Raw genomic sequence first — 19,789 nt, forward strand, 5'->3', positions numbered from 1 at the left:
GATTCTTTCCCGTATACGGATACCTTATTGAAATAAAGGCGAAATTGCAGTTGTCCGGACGTTTTGAGCCGTATTGCGCCGTTCTCTTTCGGCCAAATGATCGTACAATTCGGCGGGATGCAGTTGTGTTTCCCGAAAAAAATGTATACTTTAGTTTCCGAAAATACCCGTTATGCATCGTCGCTTTCTTATATCCCGTTTTTTCATAGTCTGCATCGGATTTGTCCTTTCCGAGATACAGATCGTTGCTGCCGAGTCTTTTCCTCAGGTGCGTTTCACCCCGTTACCTTCCGACATTCTGCCGTCGAACGAAGTGCGCAAACTTTATCAGGATTCCGATGGATATATCTGGATTCCAACTTATAACGGATTGGCCCGCTACGATGGATACGGAGCCATCACCTACGGTATGCGTGATGTTTCGAACGGGTTGTTCAACACGTTCGTCAATGTCGTTGCCGAGGACCACGACAAGAACCTGTGGATCGGAACCGAGCACGGCCTTTTTCGGCTCGACAAGGTTTCGGGAAACATCGTGGCCGACGAATATCCAGAGTTGGCGGATTGCAACATCGCAGTCATTCTGTGCGATACGGGCAACGGCATCTGGATCGGCGGCGACAAGGGCCTTTTCCGCAAAAATGCGCTCGACCGTAATTTTCATCCCGTCCCGATCTCCAATTCGGCGGGTCGTCCCGTCAAGGCGGTCACCTCCATCATCAAGGATGACAAACTGAACCTGTGGATCGCCGCTTTCGATCAGGGTTTGTTGCGTTATGATATCCGTGAGGATCGCGCCTATGCTTGCGACGATGCCGTGCTGCGTAAAGCACATGTTTTGGCACGTGATGTCGCGGGTAATATCTGGGTGGGTACGTGGGGCGCCGGAGTGGTGCGGCTGGTTAATCCTCTGGCCCCGGGACCGACCCGTTACGTGCATTATAAACACGTGCCGGGCAGAACGCACTCGCTGCTCGACGATATTATTTACGATATTGAGGAAAATCCCGAGCAGAATACCATCTGGATCGGTGGTCGCAGCGGGTTGAGCATCCTCCACGACATCGACAATCCCGATTCGTTCCAGAATTTCTTTCCCGGCGACAACGTGGGAGACCTGCCCTATAACGAGGTGAATTCGATCCTTCGAACCCGTGACGGACTGATGTGGATCGGTTTGTTGGGTGGCGGCGTCTGCAAGGTCCAGACCAGCGGAACCAAATTCGAGTCCGATCGGCTGGAACCGATCAGAACCCGTTACAACACGAGTTCTGTTCGAAGTATGTATTACGCCGGAAACGGCGACTTCTGGTTCGGGCTGCTTGATTTCGGCCTTATAAAATACAACATTCGAAGCGGTAAAATCGTCGATTACCACGAGCATCCCGATTTGAAGTCGCTTCCTTACACTTCGACCGTCAATACGATCATCCGCCGCTCGACTACCGGGGAACTGTATTTCGGAACGCAAAACGCCGGTATTTGGGTGTATAACGAAACGCAGCACAAGGTTCGGCAGATCAATCATTTCAACCAGCCGAACTTTCTGGACGACTGCGTGATTGCTCTGTGTGAGGATACGCACGGCAATCTGTGGATAGGCTCCCGGTTAGGTATTTACGTCGAATCGACAGACGGGCGTTTCCACACCGCTGCTGAATGGCTCGGATACGCTACGCCATTCGATCAGACTTATGTGTTCGACATCTGTTGCGACAAAGCAGGCGATGTCTGGATCGCTTCCAACGGTCAGGGCATTCTGCATATCCGTACGGCAGACGGAACCTGGAGGCAGTATACACGCGACAACGGCATGATTTCCGATCATGTCTATTGCCTGCAGGCCGACGATACGGGGTGTATCTGGGCCGGAACTTTTGCGGACGGACTTGCGGTCCGTATTCCTTCGGAAGGGAGCTTTAAGGCCGTGTCGGCTTTCCCGAATCTGGAAAACAAAGGTATCGGCAATATTGCCCGGGATGAAAACGGCCGGATGTGGATTACCACGAATAATTCGGTCTTTTCCTTTTCGCCGGACAGCCTGGGCAATCCCGAGCATATCAATACCTATATTATATCGGCCGACATGCAGTCGTTCTTCTTCAACCGAAACGCTTCGGCGCAGGTCGATTACGGACGCATTGCTTTCGGAGGATCGAATGGGCTGATGATATTCACCGGCAATCGCACGCAGCCCCACCAGACGAGACTGCCGATCGTGCTCACAGACTTCAAGGTGCACAATCGTTCGTTACGGACCATTCCCGCACGGGAACGATCGCGCATCTCTCTCCGGGATATCGATTACACGGATGCCGTGACGCTTACGCACGACCGGAACAACTTCTTCATCGAATTCTCGATGCTCTCCTATGCCAATCCGCGCGATCATATTTTTAGATACCGGCTCGACGGATTTGATAAGGAGTATGTTACGGCCGATTCGCACCACCGTTTCGCCTCATACAGCAATCTTTCACCGGGAACCTACACATTCCGTCTGCAGGCTGCCGGGGAAAACGGCGTGTGGAGCAGCAACGAGCGGACGCTCACAGTGCGGATACTCCCCGCCCCGTGGCTTTCGTGGTGGGCCTGGACGATCTATTCCGTGCTGCTGCTGGTGCTCGCCTATGGGGTCGTGCGGTTCCTGCGCTACCGGCTCCGGCTGCGTCAGGAGGTGCAGATTTCGAAGTTGGAGCGACAAAAAACCGAAGAACTGAATCATGCCAAATTGCAGTTTTTCACCAACGTCACTCACGAACTGATGACTCCGCTGACGATTATTCTTACTTCGCTCCAGAACCTGAACAACGGCACAGGGGACAATCAGACTCTTTACGGTGTCATGTCGGCCAATGCGACGCGGCTGATGCGACTGATTCAGCAGATACTCGAATTCCGGAAAGTCGAGAGCGGGAATCTGAAAATCCGTGTTTCGCATGGCGATGTCGTCGGATTCGTTCGCCGGTGTGTGGAAGCTTTTGCCCCGCTTGTGGCCCGAAAGCAGCTCAAGGTCTATTTCCGTGCTTCGTCGGAACAGGTCGACGGCTGGTTCGATCCCGACAAACTCGATAAGATCGTCTACAACCTGCTGTCCAATGCGGCAAAATACACGCCCGACAAGGGTGAAATTATCATCCGGATCGAAACCGGAGACGACTGTTCGGTCTGCATTTCGGTCGCCAACAGCGGCGAACTGATGACCCAGCAGACTATCGACGGACTTTTTCGCCGGTTTTACGACGGCAATTACCGGAAACACCATACGATTGGAACCGGTATCGGTCTATCGTTGGTCAAGGATCTCACCGACCTCCACCGAGGTTCAATCCGGGTGTCGAGCGACGAGCAGGACGGCAACTGTTTCCGAATCACGCTACCCATAGGTCGAGATGCTTATACCGAAGAGGAGATCGACGATGATACCGGAGACGATGCCGCGGAAAAAATTTACGAAGGGGCCGGAGAATTCGTTCCGGTGCAGCCCGATGCGGCGATGACCGATACCCCCTCCCGCACACGCACTGACCATACGCTGTTGGTCGTCGATGACAACGAAGAACTGCTCTTGTTGATCTCCAATCTTTTGGCGCCCTATTTCCGAATTGAAACGGCATCCGACGGAGAAGAAGCGCTTCGTATATTGTCCCGACAGCCGGTCGATCTGGTCGTTTCGGATATCATGATGCCCGGCATGGACGGTATCGAATTGTGCCGACGGATCAAGCAGACCTTCGAATACTGTCATATTCCGGTTATCCTGCTTACGGCCAAAAATGCCGACGAAAGCCGGATTGAAGGGTACAATTCGGGGGCGGACGGCTATGTCACCAAGCCCTTCAACCTGCAGTTGCTCTACGCTCAGATTGTCAATCAACTCCGAAAATTGGAGATTCGGGGCCTGCATTTCCGCAACCAGCCGATTTTTGAGGTGGAGAAACTGGAGTATACTTCGATGGACGAAAAGTTCATGCGTCAGGCTATGGCGTGCGTCAATGCGCATATCGACGATTGCGAATTTGCACAGGCCGATTTTACCCGTGAAATGAATATGTCGCGTACGATTCTTACCGAAAAACTCAAATCGCTCACCGGGTTGACTCCGGCTGCATTCATCATTGACGTGCGACTGCGTGCTGCCTATCATTTGCTCGAAGAGCAGAAGAAGATGCGTATTGCCGATCTGGCCTATGCTTCCGGATTCAACGACCCGAAATATTTCAGTACGTGCTTCAGAAAGAAATTCGGATTCTCTCCCAAGGAATTTATCGACAGACTGAACGAAAAAGGCGATAAAATCGCTTGATTGTCCGCAGAAGCGGGCCTACAACCGTTTTTCGGTAAAAATTCGACCTGCATGATCCATGTCAGGAGTATTTTCGTACCCGGTAGATTTTGTCCCGGCAGAGTGGATGGAATCGGCTCAATCCATAGGATATGATTATGAAACTCATTTTTGCAATCTCCATTGTCGCTCTTTCGTTCTTCGGCACTGCCTGCCGGAGATCTGTCGGCGAAATGATTCTGGTGCCGATGCCGCAGGAGGCAACCTTTACGGGAGGTTACTTTGAAACGGACAGCGCCCGATTCGTGGAGCGTGCAGGCGATGGGTACGTTGCCTGCCGAATCGATCCTTCGGCTCCGGAGATTCGTCCGGAGGGTTACCGGCTGAAAGTGACTCGCCGGGGCATTGACCTTACGGCCCTGGATTCCGCGGGACTGTTCTACGGCCGGCAGACGCTGTGCCTGTTGGCGACCGCACAGGGGATTCCCTGCGTGGAAATCATCGATAATCCCTGTTTCGGTTATCGGGGTATTCATCTCGATGTTTCGCGGCACTTTTTCCCCGTTGAAACGATATTCCGGCTCCTCGATGAAATGGCACGGTACAAGCTTAACAAATTTCATTTCCATCTGGCGGATAACGGCGGCTGGCGCATCAGGATCGACGCTTATCCGCTGCTGACCCGGCTGGGAGCATTCCGTACGGAGTCCGACTGGCTCGAATGGTGGAGTTACGGCGACAGGCATTATGTACCCGAGGACACACCGGGGGCCTATGGCGGTTACTATACGAAAGAGGAAATTCGCAGAATCGTTGCCTATGCTGCCGAACGCTTCATCGAGGTGATTCCGGAAATTGAGTTCCCGGGGCACTCCGACGAGGTTTTCGCAGCTTATCCGGAGCTCTGCTGCTCGGGCCGGGCCTATACTTCCGGCGAGTTTTGCGTCGGCAATCCGCTGTCGTTGAAATTTATGGACGAGGTCCTGACCGAGGTTCTGGAGTTGTTCCCCTCGAAATACATCCATATCGGCGGCGACGAGGCCGACCGGACAGCTTGGAAGAGCTGTCCCAGATGCCGGCATCTGGCCAGGGAGTTGGGCGGAGTGGACCAGGTGCAATGCTATCTGGTCGAACACGCCGAAAAGTTTCTGGCGGAACACGGACGCACGATGATCGGATGGGATGAAATCCTGAAGAACAACCTGCGATCCACCTCTACGGTAATTTCCTACAGGGGGCAGCGAGGAGGCATCGAGGCGGCCAACCGCGGTTACGATGTGGTCATGTCGCCGGGCGAGATCCTCTATTTCGACTGGTATCAGGCCGATCCTCATACACAGCCGCGCGCGATGGGCGGTTTCTCGCCGATTCGGAAGATGTACGGTTTTCATCCCGTCCCCGATACCCCTGCAAAGGCGGCCGACAATGAATCGATAATTCGCGGTGAATTCGTTTCGCCGGATTCGGTCGAATATATCTATGACGGCGGCAAAGAGCACGTCATCGGGGTACAGGGTTGCACATGGACCGAGTTTATAGAAACGGAAAAACATTTGGAATACATGATTTTCCCGCGTTTGCTGGCTGTTTCCGAACTTGCCTGGACTCCCCGGGAGCGATGTGAGTGGAATGATTTCCGTCGTCGTATCAATGTTCATGTATCGTTGCTGCATGCGCGGGGAATCAATGCTTTTCCATTGAGCGACGACGTTGTGATTACGGCTCAGATGCTTTCCGAAGGCAAAAAGGCCCGGGTGACGCTCGACACGGAGAAATATCCCGCCGAAGTACGCTATACTTTGGACGGTACGGCCCCGGTTCCCGGATCAGACCTTTACGACGGGCCTTTTGTCGTGAAAGCGGGGACAACCGTCCGGGCGGCGCTCTTTGTCGCAGGCAGGATGGAGGGGACCATGACGGAACTCTATGTCGATGCCCGCCGCAATGTCGATAATTACTATACTTATCTGAATACTCCCGAGGTATACGCCTCGACAGACCGTTAATCGATACTTTATGAAAAAACTACTGATCGCACTGTTTTTGTTTCCCGTGACGCTGGTCGTGGCGGTTCCGTCTGCAAAGCCCCGGTTGGGCGAGGCTCCGGTCCGGAAGATCGTTGCGGCTATGAGCCTTGAGGAGAAGGCCGGCCTGCTGGTGGGAACCTCAATGGAGGGTTACGCTGGCGAGGGCGCTGTAACGGGCCGCACGTTGAAAACAGTTCCCGGTTCGGCCGGAACTACCCGCTCTTTGGAATCCTACGGCATTCCGACAACGGTGATGGCCGACGGTCCTGCGGGCCTTCGTATCGATCCGGAACGTGCAGGAGATGCACGGACTTATTTCTGTACGGCTTTTCCGATCGGCACGATGCTCGCCTCGACCTGGGACGAGGCGGCTATTGAACGCTGTGGCGCAGCGATGGGTAACGAGGTGCTCGAATATGGCTGCGACGTGATTCTCGGTCCGGGTATGAACATCCACCGCCATCCGCTCTGCGGCCGCAATTTCGAATATTATTCCGAGGACCCGTTGCTGAGCGGCAAATGCGGCGCGGCGATGGTGCGGGGCATTCAGTCGCAAGGCGTAGGGACTTCGGTCAAGCACTTTGCGGCCAACAACCAAGAGTCGATGCGCTTACAGAATGACGCCCGGGTGTCGCAACGTGCGTTGCGTGAGATTTATCTGCGAGGATTCGAGATCGCCGTCAAGGAGGGGCGTCCGTGGACGGTCATGTCGTCCTACAATCGTATCAACGGACCTTATACGCAGGAGAGCCGCGAGTTGCTGACCACTGTTCTGCACGACGAATGGGGCTACGAAGGTCTTGTCGTGTCGGACTGGATCGGAAAACGTAACACCGTGGCACAAGTACATGCCGGCAACGACCTGATGATGCCGGGAGAACCGGCTCAGGCGAGAGAGATTGTAGAAGCGGTGCGCAGCGGGAGACTCGCCGAGGCGGATGTTGACCGGTGTGTGACCCGTGTACTCGAATATATTCTGCGGACGCCCCGTTTCCGGAAACAAGCCGTGTCGGAGACTCCCGACTTGGAAGCACATGCTGCCGTATCGCGTCAGGTGGCAGCGGAAGGCATGGTTTTGCTCCGCAACGAAGGCGCTGCTTTACCACTTGCCGCAGGATGTAATCTCTCGGTGTTCGGAGTCAATGCCTATGACTGCATTGCCGGAGGTACGGGCGCCGGACACGTCAACAAAGCCTATACGGTCGATTTGGACGAAGGTTTGTGCAACGCCGGATTCCGGCTTAACACCCGTACGGCAGATCTCTATGCAAAATACATGTCTTTCGGTGAGGCACTGCTCGCGGAGCAGAACGCCCTGCGTTATTTGGGCGAAAAGTGGTTTGTCCCCGAAACGACGCTGACGCCGGAATTCATCGCTTCGCGTGCGGCGGACAGCGATGCGGCCATCGTTGCCTTAGGCCGCAATTCGGGTGAATACAACGATCGTCCTACATCGGATTTCTACCTGACGGAAGCCGAACGGGAACTGCTCGAATCGGTCTGCTCGGCGTTTCATGCCGCGGGTAAGAAGGTGGTCGTGGTGCTCAATATCGGCGGCGTGATCGAAACCATGTCGTGGAAGGAACTTCCCGACGCTATCTTGTTGGCCTGGCAGGGAGGTTTGGAAGCCGGGAATGCCATGGCTGATGTTTTGAGCGGCCGCGTATCGCCTTCGGGAAGGCTGCCGATGACTTTTCCGGCGGATTATTCGGATCATCCGTCATCGAAGAATTTTCCGCTCGACTATCGGGGGCGCTGCGGCGATTGGGCCGACGACGCCCCGGAACGGCACCTGCGAAACCTGGGATTCACTTGTTACGAGGAGGATATCTGGGTGGGTTACCGCTATTTCTCGACCCATGCTCCGGAGGCGGTGTCCTATCCTTTCGGCTATGGTTTGGGGTATACGACCTTCGAGTGGACGGATGCGGCCGTCAGGCGTTCCGGGACGGATTATGCGGTAACGCTCCGTGTAACCAATACAGGTTCGCGCGCCGGACGGGAGGTCGTTGAACTTTATGTTGCAGCCCCGCAAGGGGCGCTGCCGAAGCCCGTGCGCGAATTGAGGGCTTTTGCCAAAAGCCGGGAATTGCAGCCCGGGGAGTCGCAGGCGCTGACCCTTCGTTTCGCGGCTGCCGATCTGGCCTCGTTCGACGAGCGTATTTCGGCGTTTGTCGTCGATTCGGGGCGCTATATGGCCGAACTGGGGCGTTCTGCCGACGACATTGTCCAGCGGCTGCCTTTTGTCGCCAAAGCTTCCGAGCGCAAGGTGCATGACGTACTGAAACCGCAGGAGCCCCTGCGACGACTCAAATTCTGATGCAATGAAAATAATAGCTTGTTTGTTGATTTGTATGGGCTGCAATGCGCTGTTTGCAGCAGTGCCGCCCGCTATCCGGCCCGATGCGAAGATCGAAACCCGGATTGAAAAGATACTCGGCCGCCTGACGCTTGAAGAGAAAATCGGCCAAATGTGTCAGTTGACCGTCAGCATGGTGACCGATATGAATGATTCCGGGCATCCGTTCATCAGCGATGAGCTGCTCGATACGGTCATCGGACATTACAAAGTCGGGTCGATTCTCAACGTACCGTTCGATGAGGCGCAGTCCCGGGAGGCATGGACGCAGATTATCGGTAGGATTCAGCGTCGTTCGCTCGACTGCCTGGGGATTCCCTGCATTTACGGTGTCGATCAAATGCACGGTGCTTCCTACACCCGCGGTGCAACCTTTTTTCCGCAGGGGATCAACATGGGTGCCGCGCTGAACTGTGAACTGATGCGCCGTTCGTCGGAGATTTCGGCTTATGAAACCCGTGCCTGTGCCATTCCGTGGAATTTTGCGCCGGTGATGGATTTGGGACGCGATCCCCGATGGTCGAGGATGTGGGAGAGTTACGGAGAGGATGTTTGTGTCAATTCCCGGTTGGCGGCGGCTTCCGTGCGCGGTTTGCAGGGCGATGATCCCAATCGGATCGGGATGTATCGGGTGGCTGCTTGTTTGAAGCATTTCATGGCCTACGGCGTCCCCGTGTCGGGCAAGGACCGAACGCCTTCGTCCGTTACGCGCAACGCCCTGCGCGAAAAATATTTTGCCCCCTTTCTCGAATGTATCCGGGCCGGGGCGCTGTCGTTGATGGTCAACTCGTCCAACAACGACGGTATGCCCTTTCATGCCAACCGCGAGTTGCTCACGGGGTGGTTGAAGGAAGAACTGAACTGGGACGGGGTGATCGTTACGGATTGGAATGATATTTACAATCTATATGAGCGGGATCATATCGCCGAGAGCCGCAAGGATGCGGTTCGGATCGCTATAAATGCCGGGATCGATATGGCCATGGTCCCTTTGGACCGGGATTTCTGCGTCTATCTCCGTGAACTGGTCGAGGAAGGGCTGGTTTCCGAAAGACGCATCGATGATGCCGTTCGTCGGATTTTGCGGTTGAAAATGCGCATCGGGCTGTTCGAAGAGCCGTTCCCGGACACTTCGAAGTTCGATCGTTTCGCGAGTGATGAATTCGCCGCCGTGGCTTTGCAAGCTGCTGAAGAGTCGGAGGTGCTGCTCAAAAACGACGGAGGTCTGCTACCGCTCCCGAAGTCGGCGCGTATCCTGCTCACCGGCCCCAATGCCAATTCCATGCGCTGTCTCAACGGCGGCTGGTCTTACACCTGGCAGGGTGAGCGTTGCGATGAGTTTGCAGATCGTTACAATACGATTTACGAGGCCTTGGCGCGTAAATTCGATCATGTTACCTGGATTCCAGGCGTAGAATACGGCACCCCCTCGGAGAATTGGCAGGTGGAGCGTGTGCGGGGAATCGGCGAAGCAGTCTCGGCAGCGGCCGATGCAGACGTGATTGTCGTCTGCATCGGCGAGAACTCCTATTGTGAAACTCCGGGCAACATGAATGATCTGAACTTGTCGCAAAACCAGAAAAAACTGGTCCGCGAACTGGCGTCTACGGGGAAACCCCTCGTATTGGTGTTGAACGAGGGACGGCCGCGTCTGATCGGCGATATAGAGCCGTTGGCGCAGGCTGTCGTCGATATCCTGCTGCCCGGCAATTACGGGGGTGACGCACTGGCCAATCTGCTTGCCGGGGATGCGAACTTCAGCGCCCGGCTTCCCTTTACCTATCCGCGCTGGCCCGATGCGTTGGCCACCTATGACTACAAACCCTGTCAGAAAAGGGGTACGATGGAGGGCGAATACAACTACGATGCCGTGATGGACGTGCAATGGCCTTTCTGCCACGGATTGAGTTACACTACATTCGAATACGGAAATCTGCGGGCTAACCTTACGGAATTTCGGGCCGGAGATACGCTTTCGTTCACGGTCGATATCTCCAATACAGGCGACTGCGCGGGCAAGGAGGCCGTATTGCTCTGGTCGAGCGATTTGGTGGCAAGCCTGACGCCTGACGTGATCCGGCTGCGCAATTTCGAGAAGATCTCCCTTGAACCGGGCGAAACCCGTACGGTGACGCTTTCGATACCGGCATCCGATCTGGCGTTTGTCGGTTATGACGGTCGCTGGCGGCTCGAAAAGGGCGATTTCCGGATCCGTATGGGTACGGAGACCCTGTTCGTCCGATGCGTGGAAACCCGGGTGTGGGACACCCCTAACATTCCCTGAAACCGTTCTAAAACATACCGATATGAAAAATGTTTTTTTTGCCGTCATGGCGCTTGCTGTTTCATTTACGGAAACCCGAGCGGCGGATTCTCCCGCGATCGTTCCCATGCCTCAGCACATCGCTTACGCAACTGGCGAAGGAGCGGTGCTCTCCGCCGGATCGCGGATCGCTGTACCCGGCGGGGCTAAAGCGTTGCGGAGTGTCGCGGAACTCTTCGTGCGGGATATTTGCCGAGAACATGGACTTCGGCTGAAAGTTTCCGGAATTTCCGAAAGCGGCATCGTACTCGGGATCGATCCGGCGCTCAGGGCGGAGGCCTATTCGCTCGACATCGGCCAAGGGCGTGTCGCCGTGACGGGCGGTTCCCCTTCGGGACTCTTCTACGGATTGCAGAGCTTGCGTCAACTTATCTCGCAGTATGGCATGCGACTTCCGGCAGTGCATGTGGAGGATGAACCTTGTTTCGCTTATCGCGGCGCCATGCTCGACTGCTGCCGTCATTTCTTCACGGTTGACGAGATCAAAACGTTCATCGACATATTGGCGCTCCACAAACTCAACCGTTTTCACTGGCATCTGACCGACGACCAGGGATGGCGTATCGAGATCAGGCATTATCCCGGATTGACGAAAGAGGGGTCACGGCGTGCCGAAACAGTCCTTGGACGCAATACGAATATCTACGACGGCATACCTTCGGGAGGATACTATACGCAGCGACAAATTCGTGACGTCGTAGCCTATGCGGCCGAACGGTTCATTACGGTCATCCCTGAAATCGAAATGCCGGGACATGCCTCGGCGGCACTGGCGGCCTATCCCTGGCTGGGGTGTGCCGGTGAGGGGTATATGGTACGGACGCGATGGGGCGTATTCCCGGAAGTTTATTGCGCGGGCAAGGATTCGACGTTCGAATTCATGGAGAACGTGCTTGCAGAGGTGTGTGAACTGTTTCCCTCGGAATATATCCATATCGGCGGGGATGAGTGTCCCAAACAGAGTTGGACGAGCTGTCCCGCCTGTCAGCAGCGTATCCGTAATGAGCGGTTAGAGCATGAAAACGAATTGCAGAGTTATTTTGTCCATCGGATTGAAAAATGGCTCAACGCCCGGGGGCGCAATCTGATCGGGTGGGACGAAATACTCGAAGGAGGGATTTCAAAGACGGCTACGATTATGTCGTGGCGCGGTGCCGATGGCGGCGTTGCCGCTGCCAAGGCCGGGAATCAGGTGATCATGACCCCCAACACGCATTGTTATCTCGATTATTTTCAGACGCAGGAGCCGGAGCGCCTCGAACCACTCGGTATCGGCGGTTACGTGCCGGTTCGTAAGGTTTATTCGTTCGATCCCTATGACCGTCTTTCTTCAGCGGAACAATCCTGTATTCAGGGAGTACAAGGGAATATATGGACGGAATATATCGCTTCTTTTGCCCATGCACAGCATATGGCCTTGCCGCGGCTGGCCGCATTAGCGGAGGTGGGATGGGCCTGCGACCGCCGCGATTTCGGGGATTTCACCCGGCGCATGACGGTATTCCGGAAACTTTACGACAAATGCGGCTATCGCTACGCCTCCTATTTCTTCGATGGAACGGGCGAATAAATCGGTCTACCGGTGCTAAATATACTGCGATGATGAACCCGAACAGACGACTTTTATCTTTGGACACCCTGCGGGGGGTCGATATGTTCTTTATTATGGGCTTTTCAGGGCTCGTGACCTCGTTGTGCGCACTGTGGCCCGGATCTTTTACCGATATGCTTGCGTCGCAGATGCAGCATGCGGCGTGGAATGGACTAACGATTCAAGACACGATCTTTCCTCTGTTTCTTTTTATCGCAGGCGTGGCGTTCCCCTTCTCGCTGGCCAAACAGCGTGCACGCGGATTCGGCAGAAAACGGATTCTGGACCGGATTTTCCGCCGCGGACTGATTCTTGCCCTGTTGGGAATGGTTTATAACGGGTTGTTCGAGCTCAATTTCTCCTCGTTGCGCATAGCAAGCGTGCTGGGACGGATCGGCTTGGCCTGGATGTTCGCCGCACTGCTCTGCGTGTATTGCAGCGTGAGAACTCGGATAGCTGTTGCCGGGATTATCCTAATAGGCTATTCACTGCTGCTCGGCCTGGTCGTAGCCCCCGATGCTCCGGTCGGTGCCGATCCGCTTTCGGTGGAGGGGTGTCTGGCCGGATGGATTGACCGACAGTACCTTCCCGGACACATCCTTTACGGGGCATTCGATCCGGAAGGGATATTGAGCACCCTGCCGGCAGTCGTATCGGCTCTATTCGGAATGTTCACCGGCGAATTTTTGCTCGATGGCCGGAGAGGGCTCTCTGGCTCTTGGAAAGCGTTCTATATGGCCGTCGCCGCACTGGCGATCACGACGGCGGGCTTGTGCTGGAATCTTATCATGCCGGTCAACAAGAATTTATGGAGCAGTTCGTTCACTTGCGTGGTCTCCGGTTATTCGCTGGGGATGACCGCCTTGTTTTATTACCTGATTGACGTGTGCGGGTACAAACGATGGACGTTCGTTTTCCGGGTTATCGGATTGAATTCCATTACGATTTATATGGCGCAGCGGATTATTCCACTGCGTTATGCGTCCGATTTTTTCGTCGGCGGACTTGCTTCCAAATGCAGTGAAACAGTAGGGGCGGTGATCTACGATATAGGTTATATCGTGCTCTGCTGGCTGTTTCTCTATTTCTTGTATCGAAAAAACACTTTCCTTAAGGTATGACCGGCAAATAGCCCGAAAATTACAATAACCTCATTTAAATAAATTTAGCATGAACCAAACTTTGAAGTTCTCGTTCCGGAACTTGTTTTTGTCCTGTGTGTGCTTGCTTCTGTTTGCATGCGGCGGGAATCCGGAGATAATTTCTCCCGACGGGCGCACACGCCTTTCGTTCGTGACGGGCGCCGACGGCTGCATGGCCTATACCGTCGAACGCGACGGCAAACCTTTGATCCTTCCTTCTGCCTTGGGCCTCGTGGTGCAAGAACGGAACCTCGCCGGCGGCTTTTCGGTACGGGAGATTGTGAAAAGGTCCGTGGACGAAACATGGACGCAGCCGTGGGGCGAAAATAAAATCCTGCGCGATTGCCACAACGAAATGACGGCGGTATTGAAAAACGACGACGGCGTGTTGCTGACGCTTCGTTTCCGGGCTTTTGACGACGGTGTGGCATTCCGCTATGAATGGGAGGTGCCGGACCTCGATTCGCTGACCGTCACCGATGAACTGACCGAATTCCGCTTCGCCGAAGACGGCGTGTCGTGGTCGATTCCTGGAAATTTCAACACCTATGAATTGTTGTATCGCGAACTGCCGGTTTCGGCCGTCGAAAACGCCAATACGCCTTTCACATTCCGTGTGGACGGCACATACGGTTCGATTCACGAAGCGGCGCTGTACGATTTCCCCGAAATGAATCTCTACCGGACCGATTCGCTGGCCTTCAAAGCCGAGTTGGCTCCGCTGCCTGACGGTATAAAGGCTCGTATTCCCTCGAAATTCATGACGGCGTGGCGGACGATCCAAGTGGGAGACAAAGCGGTGGACCTGATCAACTCGTCGCTGATCCTTAACCTGAACGAGCCTTCGAAGATTGCTGACACTTCGTGGATCAAACCGCAGAAATATATCGGCGTATGGTGGGGACTGCATCTCGGCACCCATACATGGACAATGGGACCCCGGCATGGAGCGACGACGGAGAATGCTCTGCGTCATATTGACTTCGCAGCGGCGAACAATATTCAGGGAGTGTTGTTCGAAGGGTGGAACGAAGGCTGGGAGAACTGGGGTAAAACGCAGCACTTCGATTATGTGAAGCCCTATGCAGATTTCGATCTCGACCGCATTGCCGCGTATGCCCGGGAGAAGAACATCGAGTTGTGGATGCACAATGAAACGGGTGGTAATATTCCTGAATATGAAGCGGCTCTGGAAACGGCTATGCAGCGCTATGCCGGATTGGGTGTGCATGCCGTCAAAACGGGATATGCCGGAGGCTTCAGGGACGGCCAGCTCCACCACTCGCAGTATGGCGTGCGGCACTACCAGCGTGTCGTCGAGACGGCGGCCCGTTATGGGATCGTCATCAATGCCCACGAGCCGATCAAGGATACGGGCATTCGCCGCACGTGGCCCAATATGATGACCCGGGAGGGGGCACGCGGCATGGAGTGGAACGCATGGTCGGAAGGGAACTCCGCGGAGTATCTCTGTACACTGCCTTTCGTACGGCTCCTGAGCGGTCCGATGGATTATACGCCGGGGGTATTCGATCTTGATTACTCGCGCGTCCGGGGCCGGGAAACCGGAATGCAGGAGTGGAACGGCGACAACAATTCGTGTTGTATCAAGACTACGCTGGCACGTCAGATTGCCAACTGGGTGATTATTTATTCTCCGCTTCAGATGGCGTCCGATCTGATCGAAAACTACGAGGGACATCCGGCTTTCCAATTCTTCCGGGATTTCGATGCCGACTGTGACTGGTCCGAAGCATTGCAGGGTGAACCCGGCGAATATATTGTCGTCGTACGCCGTGCGGGTGACAGTTTCTTCCTGGGCGCCGGCACGAACGATGAGCCCCGGACATTGACCCAGAAACTCGGCTTCCTGAAGTCCGGTATGACTTATACTGCAACGATCTATGCCGACGCTCCGGATTCTGCGGAGAATCCCGAAAACTATCGCATCGAAAAACGGACCGTGACTTCTGCCGATATGCTCGAAATTGCAATGACTGCCCGTGGCGGGCAAGCCGTGACGTTTGTTCCCGTAAATGAATAGAACCATGATGAGACTTGTTTTTTGGGTCGTGCTGCTGGCGGTCGTTCCGCTGTCGGTCGATGCCCGCAGCGAAGGGTGGGTAATTACCGCACGAGATACCACGGCTGATTATTTTGCCGTCGCCATGGCCAACGGAGAAATTGGCGTAGCCGTGGATCGGGAGCCTTTTGCCCTCGGTTCTGTGATTCTGGGAGGGAGTTATGAGCCGGGGTTCGGAGATGATGTGAGTCGTATTCTGGAAGGGATCAATCCGCTGGGGTTGACAATGGCTGTCGATGGTCATCGATTCGATCCGTCGGAGATCCGTCCACAGCATCAGTCGGTCGATATGCGGCGTGCAGTGCACACGACCCGTTTTTCAACGGACGGTGTGACGGTCGTCTATCGTATACGGGCCTTGCGGAACATGCCTTACGCTCTTATGACAGAGGTGGAAGTGACGGCGGAACGCGATGCAGAGGTTCTTTTTTCAAACGGTCATACCGTTCCCGGAGAGTTCGCCGACACCCTGCGGGAGTCGCGCACGGTCGGATGTGAGGACGGCAGCCGTATTGCCGTGCAGCGCACTTCCGGCAGTTACAACCGCGGCCGCGACCATATTGTGGCTTCGTCGACTTTCCTTTGCGGTGAAGGGTGCGAAGCGGTCTCACCGGAAAGCGTGAGGATTGTTCTGCGCAAGGGCGGCCGGGCGTCGTTCTCCCTTGTGGGAACAATCTGTACTACAGCCGCTTTCGCCGACCCGTGGAATGAGTCGGAAAGGCAGGCTATTTATGCAGCCCGGGAGGGAGCGGCGCAACTCGTTGCGGCACACGAACGGAAATGGGCGGAGTTGTGGCAGGGCGATATCGAGATCGAAGGCGATCCCACGGCACAGTTGGATGTGCGTTTCGCCTTGTTCAACCTTTACGGCTCTATCCGTGAAGGCAGTCGCCGGAGTATTCCGCCGATGGGCCTTTCGGCCCGGGGCTTTTACAACGGTCATATCTTCTGGGATTCTGAGATCTGGATGTATCCGGCGCTGCTGGTGCTCCGGCCCTGCCTGGCGCGCCAGATGCTCGATTACCGAACCGACGGACTCGATGCGGCCCGTCGTCGGGCCTACGCCCACGGCTATCGGGGCGCGATGTTCCCCTGGGAAGGGGATGACCGGGGCGAGGAGGCTACGCCGACCTTTGCCCTCACCGGTCCGCTCGAACATCATATTACAGCCGATATCGCCATCGCCAGCTGGAACTATTACTGTGTGACGCAGGACCGGGAGTGGCTGCGCCGCGAGGGTTTCCCGCTGATGCGCGAGGCTGCACGTTTCTGGTGCGATCGCGTTACGGCGAATGCCGACGGCAGCTACTCGATCCGCAATGTGATCGGAGCCAACGAATACGCCGTCGGCGTCACGGACAATGCCTTTACCAACGGCGCGGCCCGCCGGGCACTGGAGTACGCTTCGGCTGCGGCGGAGCTTTGCGGCGAGCGTCCCGATCCGCAGTGGAGTGCGGTAGCCGCGGGCCTTCGCATCCCGCACTTCGCCGACGGAACGACGCGCGAGCATGCCGGCTACGACGGCGAGATGATCAAACAGGCCGATGCCAACCTGCTGGGCTATCCGCTGGGCATCGTGACCGGACGCGAAGCTCAGTTGCGCGATCTGGAATACTACGAGCGCCGAATCGATCCGCGTAACGGTCCGGCGATGAGTTACTCGGTTTTTGCGATTCAGTATGCCCGGCTCGGAATGGCCGAAAAAGCCTGCGAAATGTTCCGTCGCTCCTACTTGCCCAACCTGCGGCCGCCGTTCGGGGTGTTTGCCGAAACGGCCACCAGCGGCAATCCCTATTTCATGACGGGTGCGGGCGGCATGTTGCAGGCCGTGCTGTTCGGATTCGGCGGGCTGGAGATTACGGCGGACGGTCTCGTGCAGCGCCCGTCTGTCCTGCCGCCGCAATGGAAGAATCTGAGAATCAAAATAAATGGTAAAATCTATCAGGCAACGAACCAATAAATATTCCGATGAAAAAGACAATGCTTTTTTTGCTGCTTGCGTTCTGTTTCTCGAACTCGGTCCAGGCCGGTCAGGATGCAGTATCTATCAAACTGATTTCTTTCAATATGCGTACCAGTTGGGGGCGCGACGGCGACAACAGTTGGCCGAACCGTCGTCACGCCACGGCGCAAATGCTCCGGCAGGAGGCTCCCGATGTGATGGGCGTGCAGGAAGCCATGCAAGACCAGTTGTATTACATCGACACCGAATGTCCCCGGTATGCCCGTGTCGGCGAAGATCGTGACGGCGGGGCCGAAGGCGGCGAAACGATGGCGGTGTTCTACCTCCGCGACCGGTTCGAACTGCTGGACAGCGGCACCTTCTGGATCAGCGAGACTCCCGACAACGTGTCGCGCGGATGGGATGCCGCCTGCAACCGCACGGTAACATGGGTCGAATTGCGCGACAAGAGTTCGGGCAAAGAGTTTTTCTATTTCAACACTCACCTCGACCACCAAGGGAAAATTGCCCGTGAGGAGGGCGTGAAACTGATCGTGACGAAGATTCGACAGATTGCCGGTAAGAAAGCGGCGGTTATCTTGGGCGGAGACCTTAATACATCCATTGACAATCCGCATCTCAAGCCGTTGACCAGACTGATGGCTTCGGCACGCGATACAGCGGCGGAAACCGATCAAAAGGGAACATTCAATGGTTTCGGATCGGCTCCGGACACGATTATTCTCGATCATCTTTTCTACCGCGGCAGGATGAAATGTCGAAAGTTCGTCACCCTCGACGGCGATTACGGGGCGCCTTACATTTCGGATCACTATCCGATAGCAATGGTTTTTACGCTCTGAAAGCGACGAGGCCGATTCGTCGAACCGGCCTCGTCGTACCGTCCGGAATTTGAACTCCGTTATCGGAGAGCCTGGATCAGTCCGGTTCGAGCGTCCGGTATTTCATCGAGCGGATAGTACCGGTGGATGATCGTTCGATCCTTGATGACAATAATCCGCACTCCCGAAGGAGCGTCTCCCAACGGTCGGCCCACGGCACTCGTGGTTATCATTCCGATGTTGTCGTACGATGTCTCCGCGTTGTCGTGCAAATGTCCCGTAAAGACGGTTTGCACACCGGTTTCCCGGAACAGTTCGAAATATCTCCGGCGTTTTTCCGGCGAAATGGTCGAATAGCCGTCCGGTTCGTCGATTTGCCGGAGAAAGAACGGGTGGTGTGCGAAGACAAGAGATGTCCGGCTGGCCCTTTTCTTTTTGAGCGAACGGGCCAGCCACCGGAACTGATTCTCTTCTTTCGAGGGGTCCCGGGTTTCGTCTTTCAGGTAATCCGAGTTGATGCCGGTCAGTAGGATCCCGTTCACACGCACACAGAAGCGGTCGGTTCCGAGGTGTTTCGTGTAGGGTTCCACATCGACGGAACCCTCTTCCAGCCGGACGTCGTGGTTGCCCGGGAGATAAAGGGTCTTGATGCGGGGATTTATTTCTGCGACGATCCGCAGGAATTCCGTCCATTGGCTCTCGTCCGCTGCATTGTGCACGTAATCGCCGGCGAAGACGACGACATCGGGGCGGAGCCTGTTTATTGCTTCGACGGTTTTTGTGAGGGTGCGGGTTTCATAGGCCATGTCGCGGTTGTCGGCATAGAACCCCATCTGGGGGTCCGAAACCTGCATGATGATCGTGACCGGAGATTTTTCCCTTGCGGATGTGAGTGCGGCCGTCAGACAGCAAAGAGTTGTTAAAATGATCTTTTTCATTGGATTATAGATGAATGCATAGCCAAAAATAACGAATGGGTTGCCGAAATCCAAAAAAAAACGAAGGAATCCCACTTTATTTTCCTTCCGGTGTTTTTCCGGTAAAATTTCGACCTTTTTTCTAAATAAGAGAAGAATTTTGTATCGGCATTTCAACCGAAACTACTTTATCTGAAAATTGTAAAATGAAACATGCTCATGACACACGTTTACGACATTACTTCTTATCCCGTTCTCTATTTGTAGTCGGGTCCCAT

At 55.2% G+C, this 19,789-nt stretch carries 10 protein-coding genes; 9 read left to right on the top strand and 1 reads right to left on the bottom strand.

What is annotated here, in order from left to right; genetic code table 11:
* Window positions 1-268: 268 nt before the first annotated feature.
* The 9 genes from BHV64_RS12670 (at window position 269) to BHV64_RS12710 (ending at window position 18,615) form a co-directional block, all read left to right on the top strand.
* Entirely contained in the window at window positions 269-4,306 is a 4,038-nt protein-coding gene (locus BHV64_RS12670) for a hybrid sensor histidine kinase/response regulator transcription factor (RefSeq protein ID WP_254886328.1), read from the top strand.
* Window positions 4,307-4,437: 131 nt separating this feature from the next.
* Window positions 4,438-6,291: a beta-N-acetylhexosaminidase gene (locus tag BHV64_RS12675; RefSeq protein WP_009599147.1), complete on the top strand. Its 1,854-nt coding sequence runs from the start codon at window positions 4,438-4,440 to the stop codon at window positions 6,289-6,291.
* A 10-nt stretch (window positions 6,292-6,301) separates the two neighbouring features.
* Window positions 6,302-8,632, top strand: coding sequence for a beta-glucosidase family protein (locus BHV64_RS12680; RefSeq protein WP_015546730.1), 2,331 nt, complete (start codon window positions 6,302-6,304; stop codon window positions 8,630-8,632).
* A gap of 34 nt (window positions 8,633-8,666) precedes the next feature.
* Window positions 8,667-10,955 (top strand): glycoside hydrolase family 3 protein, encoded by a 2,289-nt coding sequence (locus tag BHV64_RS12685; RefSeq protein ID WP_039940910.1) that lies wholly within the window; start codon window positions 8,667-8,669, stop codon window positions 10,953-10,955.
* Window positions 10,956-10,977: 22 nt separating this feature from the next.
* Window positions 10,978-12,564, top strand: coding sequence for a beta-N-acetylhexosaminidase (locus BHV64_RS12690; protein ID WP_014775056.1), 1,587 nt, complete (start codon window positions 10,978-10,980; stop codon window positions 12,562-12,564).
* 32 nt (window positions 12,565-12,596) lie between these two features.
* Window positions 12,597-13,706, top strand: coding sequence for an acyltransferase family protein (locus BHV64_RS12695; protein WP_014775057.1), 1,110 nt, complete (start codon window positions 12,597-12,599; stop codon window positions 13,704-13,706).
* Between the two features lie 49 nt (window positions 13,707-13,755).
* A complete protein-coding gene (locus BHV64_RS12700) occupies window positions 13,756-15,771 on the top strand; it encodes a glycoside hydrolase family 97 protein (RefSeq protein ID WP_288116165.1) in 2,016 nt (671 codons plus the stop codon).
* A gap of 4 nt (window positions 15,772-15,775) precedes the next feature.
* Window positions 15,776-17,770: a glycoside hydrolase family 65 protein gene (locus BHV64_RS12705; protein WP_015546734.1), complete on the top strand. Its 1,995-nt coding sequence runs from the start codon at window positions 15,776-15,778 to the stop codon at window positions 17,768-17,770.
* Between the two features lie 8 nt (window positions 17,771-17,778).
* A complete protein-coding gene (locus tag BHV64_RS12710) occupies window positions 17,779-18,615 on the top strand; it encodes an endonuclease/exonuclease/phosphatase family protein (protein WP_009599127.1) in 837 nt (278 codons plus the stop codon).
* 59 nt (window positions 18,616-18,674) lie between these two features.
* On the opposite strand, the gene BHV64_RS12715 is transcribed toward BHV64_RS12710, so the two are convergent.
* Window positions 18,675-19,532: a metallophosphoesterase gene (locus BHV64_RS12715; RefSeq protein WP_231839889.1), complete on the bottom strand. Its 858-nt coding sequence runs from the start codon at window positions 19,530-19,532 to the stop codon at window positions 18,675-18,677.
* Window positions 19,533-19,789: the final 257 nt, after the last annotated feature.

It is taken from the genome of Alistipes sp. 56_sp_Nov_56_25 (assembly GCF_001915285.1).
GTDB lineage: Bacteria > Bacteroidota > Bacteroidia > Bacteroidales > Rikenellaceae > Alistipes > Alistipes shahii.

Bases quoted from the DNA above. Each gene is read 5' to 3' on its own strand.
- BHV64_RS12675 (WP_009599147.1), top strand. From the start codon at position 4,438: ATGATTATGAAACTCATTTTTGCAATCTCCATTGTCGCTCTTTCGTTC.
- BHV64_RS12680 (WP_015546730.1), top strand. From the start codon at position 6,302: ATGAAAAAACTACTGATCGCACTGTTTTTGTTTCCCGTGACGCTGGTC.
- BHV64_RS12685 (WP_039940910.1), top strand. From the start codon at position 8,667: ATGGGCTGCAATGCGCTGTTTGCAGCAGTGCCGCCCGCTATCCGGCCC.
- BHV64_RS12690 (WP_014775056.1), top strand. From the start codon at position 10,978: ATGAAAAATGTTTTTTTTGCCGTCATGGCGCTTGCTGTTTCATTTACG.
- BHV64_RS12695 (WP_014775057.1), top strand. From the start codon at position 12,597: ATGAACCCGAACAGACGACTTTTATCTTTGGACACCCTGCGGGGGGTC.
- BHV64_RS12700 (WP_288116165.1), top strand. From the start codon at position 13,756: ATGAACCAAACTTTGAAGTTCTCGTTCCGGAACTTGTTTTTGTCCTGT.
- BHV64_RS12705 (WP_015546734.1), top strand. From the start codon at position 15,776: ATGATGAGACTTGTTTTTTGGGTCGTGCTGCTGGCGGTCGTTCCGCTG.
- BHV64_RS12710 (WP_009599127.1), top strand. From the start codon at position 17,779: ATGAAAAAGACAATGCTTTTTTTGCTGCTTGCGTTCTGTTTCTCGAAC.
- BHV64_RS12715 (WP_231839889.1), bottom strand. From the start codon at position 19,532: ATGAAAAAGATCATTTTAACAACTCTTTGCTGTCTGACGGCCGCACTC.